This is a genomic window from Mycobacterium sp., assembly GCF_032162605.1.
In the GTDB taxonomy this organism is placed as follows: domain Bacteria; phylum Actinomycetota; class Actinomycetes; order Mycobacteriales; family Mycobacteriaceae; genus Mycobacterium.
In genome coordinates, this window is the sequence record NZ_JAVROT010000308.1 from 1 (window position 1) to 3,706 (window position 3,706).

The 3,706-nt window shown below is 66.5% G+C and carries 4 protein-coding genes; 2 read left to right on the forward strand and 2 right to left on the reverse strand.

Annotated elements, in window-relative coordinates:
- On the forward strand, positions 1-167 hold a 167-nt coding region (locus QOI01_RS17850), incomplete at its 5' end, for an LpqN/LpqT family lipoprotein (RefSeq protein WP_526383227.1).
- Between the two features lie 21 nt (positions 168-188).
- Here QOI01_RS17850 and QOI01_RS17855 read toward each other — a convergent pair.
- Both QOI01_RS17855 and fadD19 read right to left on the reverse strand, forming a co-directional pair.
- On the reverse strand, positions 189-1,316 hold the full coding sequence (locus QOI01_RS17855) for an NAD(P)H-dependent flavin oxidoreductase (protein WP_526383221.1): 1,128 nt from the start codon (positions 1,314-1,316) through the stop codon (positions 189-191).
- Between the two features lie 14 nt (positions 1,317-1,330).
- Positions 1,331-2,992 (reverse strand): medium/long-chain-fatty-acid--CoA/3-oxocholest-4-en-26-oate--CoA ligase, encoded by a 1,662-nt coding sequence (gene fadD19 / locus QOI01_RS17860; protein WP_526383223.1) that lies wholly within the window; start codon positions 2,990-2,992, stop codon positions 1,331-1,333.
- Between the two features lie 69 nt (positions 2,993-3,061).
- Between fadD19 and QOI01_RS17865 the strand changes: the two genes are divergently transcribed.
- A partial coding sequence (locus QOI01_RS17865) for a crotonase/enoyl-CoA hydratase family protein (protein WP_526383225.1) occupies positions 3,062-3,706 on the forward strand: 645 nt, incomplete at its 3' end.

The window sequence follows — 3,706 nt, forward strand, 5'->3', positions numbered from 1 at the left end:
CCTACACGAGGGACGGCGCGACGCGTTTCATCGCGCAGAAGACGGTCGTCATCCCCGCCGCCGACGGGCTGTACGTTCTGCAGCTCAACGTCGACGGCCCCGAAGCAGCGGGCGAGGTCCTCGGCGCTGCCACGGACAAGATCGACAGCGACACCACGATCGGCTGACCTCCGGAGACACCGAACGTTCTAGCCGCGGATGCCGTCGAGGCGGCGGCTGGCCTCCTCGAAACCCGTGACCAGTTCGGCGATGATGTCGGCGACGGGACGGATTTCGTTCATCCGCCCCACGATCTGGCCGACGGGCATGGCGACGGCGGTCGGGTCGCTCGACTCGCTCATCCGCTGATGCGCTCCGCTGACCAGGATGTTCTGCAGCGGCATCGGTAGCGGTTCCGGTGCGTCCTCGGCGTCCCAGGCTTCGGTCCACCGGCTCTTGAGCAGCCGCGCCGGCTTCCCCGTGTAGATGCGGCGACGCACCGTATCGCCGGAGCCTGCCGCCAGCAGGGCCTGCTGGATCACCGAAACGCCGCCCTCGGTGCGCACTCCAAGGTCGTATTCGGCGGCGGTGAGGAACGCCGAGCCCATCCAGACGCCCTGGGCGCCCAGCGCCAGCGCCGCCGCCACCTGACGGCCGGAACCGATACCACCGGCAGCCAGCACGGCGGTGCTACCCCCAAGTGCGGCTAGCCCATCCACGACCTCCGGCACCAGCACCATCGACGCGATCTCGCCGGTGTGGCCGCCCGCTTCGTAGCCCTGCGCGATCACGATGTCGACGCCGTTCTCGGCATGGCGAAGCGCGTGCTTGGCGCTACCCGCCAGCGCCGCCACCGGCACGCCCGCCGCGTGCACCTGATCGATGACGTCCTTCGGCGGCGAGCCGAGGGCGTTGGCGATCAGCTTGATCGGATGTTTCAGCGCCACCTCGACGTGTGACCGGGCGACCGAGTGCAGCCACCCGAGAACGCCTTCGGACTTCGCTTCGTCCTGCGGCAATGGTGGGACACCGAGGTCGGCGAGGGTCCTGTCGACGAAGTCGCGGTGACTCTGCGGGATCAGCTTGTCGATGTCGACGGAGCTGCCCTCGGTGGGCACCTTGGCGGGCATCACGATGTCGACTCCGTACGGCTTGCCGTCGGTGTTGGAGTCCATCCACTGCAGGACGCGCTCGAGGTCGTCGGCGTCGTTGAACCGCACGCAGCCCAGCATGCCGAGGCCACCGGCACGGCTGACCGCGGCGGCGACCTTCTCCGACGGGGTGAAGACGAAGATCGGATATTCGATGCCGAAGCGGTCACAGAGTACGGTTTTCATGGGCTCGTCCTCATCTAGGCTTGCACCCCAGCGTGTTTGGCGTGGACGTCGTTGGCCGGTCCGGACTCCGTCTGCTCCTTGGCCCAGCGGTAGTCGGGCTTGCCCGCGGGCGAGCGCTTCACCTCGTCGACGTACCAGAGGCTGCGCGGCACCTTGTATCCCGCGATCTCGCTGCGGACGAAGGCGTCGAGTTCGGCGAGCGTCGGGCGGGCACCCTCGCGTGGCTGCACGACCGCGGCGACGTGTTGTCCGAACCGCGGATCAGGCACGCCGACGACCAGGGCGTCGAAGACGTCTGGGTGGCCCTTCAGCGCGGCCTCGACCTCTTCGGGGTAGATCTTCTCGCCGCCGCTGTTGATCGACACCGAGCCGCGGCCGAGCATCGTGACGCTGCCGTCCTCCTCGACTTGGGCGTAGTCGCCGGGGATCGCGTAGCGGACGCCGTTGATTACTCGGAAGGTCTGCCGGGTTTTTTCATCATCCTTGAAGTAGCCGACTGGGATGTGACCGCGCTTGGCGATGATGCCGCGCACGCCCGAACCCGGCACGACGGGATTGCCGTCCTCGTCGAGCACGGCGGTGTTCTTGTCGATGGTCACGCGTGGACCGCCGGTGTGCGACTGGCCCTTCGCGACGATGCTGGTGCCGCCGAAGCCCGTCTCCGAGGAGCCGATCGAGTCCGTGATGACGCGGTTCGGCAACAACTCGAGGAACTTCTCCTTGATGCTGGTGGAGAACAACGCGGCCGTGCTGGCGAGCAGGAACAGCGACGATAGGTCGTACTCGGTTCCCTTCTCCTGGTGTGCGAGCAGGGCGTCGAGCAGCGGGCGGGCCATCGCGTCGCCGGTGAAGAACAGCAGATTGACCTTGTGCTCGTGGATCGCGCGCCAGACCTCGTCGGCGTTGAATTCCGGTGTCAGAACCGAGGTTTGGCCCGAAAACAGCGACATCCAGGTGGCCGACTGGGTGGCGCCGTGGATCATCGGCGGAATCGGGTAGCGGATCATCGGTGGGTTCGCCGCGGCTGCCTTCGAGAGGTCGTACTCGTCGGCGATGGGCTCGCCGGTCGCAAAGTCGGTGCCGCCGAACAACACTCGGTAGATGTCCTCGTGGCGCCACATCACACCCTTGGGGAAGCCCGTGGTGCCGCCGGTGTACAGCAGGTAGATGTCGTCGGCGCTGCGCGGGCCGAAGTCACGCTCGGGTGAGCCCTGCTCGAGTGCGGAGTAGAACTCGACGCCGCCGTAGCGCGTGAAGTTTTCGTCGCTGCCGCCTGTGCCATCGTCGACCACCAGGATCGTCGTGACGTCCGGGGTGTCCGGAAGGACATTGGCGACGCGGTCCGCGTACTGCCGCTCGTGCACGACCGCGACCATGTCCGAGTTGTCGAAGAGGTAGCGCAGTTCGCCCTCGACGTAGCGGAAGTTGACGTTCACAAGGATGGCGCCCGCCTTGACGATGCCGAGCATCGCGATGACGATCTCGATGCGGTTGCGGCAATAGAGGCCGACCTTGTCGTCCTTCTTCACTCCCCGATCGATGAGGTAGTGGGCGAGACGGTTCGCCTTCTCCTCCAACTCGGCGTAGGTGAGCTGTTCGCCGCCCGAGATGAGGGCGACACGGTCAGGCACGGCGTCTATGGCGTGCTCGGCTAGATCGGCGATGTTCAGGGCCACAGGACCTAAACTAGAACGTGTTACATTTCGAGACAAGTCTGTGGCATCGGAGCTGAAAGGCGGATACCCGTGAGCGAGTCCCAAAAGGGCCCCGACGCCCTCATTGAGCAGCGCGGGCACACGTTGATCCTGACGCTGAACCGGCCGGAGGCGCGCAACGCGCTTTCCACCGAGATGCTCTCGATAATGGTCGAGGCATGGGACCGCGTCGACAGCGATCCGGAGATCCGGACGTGCATCCTGACTGGGGCCGGCGGCTACTTCTGTGCGGGCATGGACCTCAAGGCCGCGACGAAGGCCCCGCCCGGTGACTCGTTCAAGAGCGGCGGCTTCGACCCCACCCGCATCGACGGTCTGCTGAAGGGCCGTCGCCTCACCAAGCCACTCATCGCCGCGGTCGAGGGACCGGCCATCGCGGGCGGCACCGAGATCCTGCAGGGCACCGACATCCGCATCGCGGGCGAAAGCGCCAAGTTCGGCATCTCCGAAGCCAAGTGGAGCCTGTACCCGATGGGTGGGTCCGCCGTGCGGCTGGTCCGCCAGATCCCGTACACGATCGCGTGCGACCTGTTGCTCACCGGACGCCACATCACCGCGGCCGAAGCCCTGGAATACGGGTTGATCGGTTACGTGGTGCCAGACGGCTCCGCACTCGACAAGGCGCTCGAGATCGCCGAGGTGATCAACCGCAACGGTCCGCTTGCGGTGCAGGCG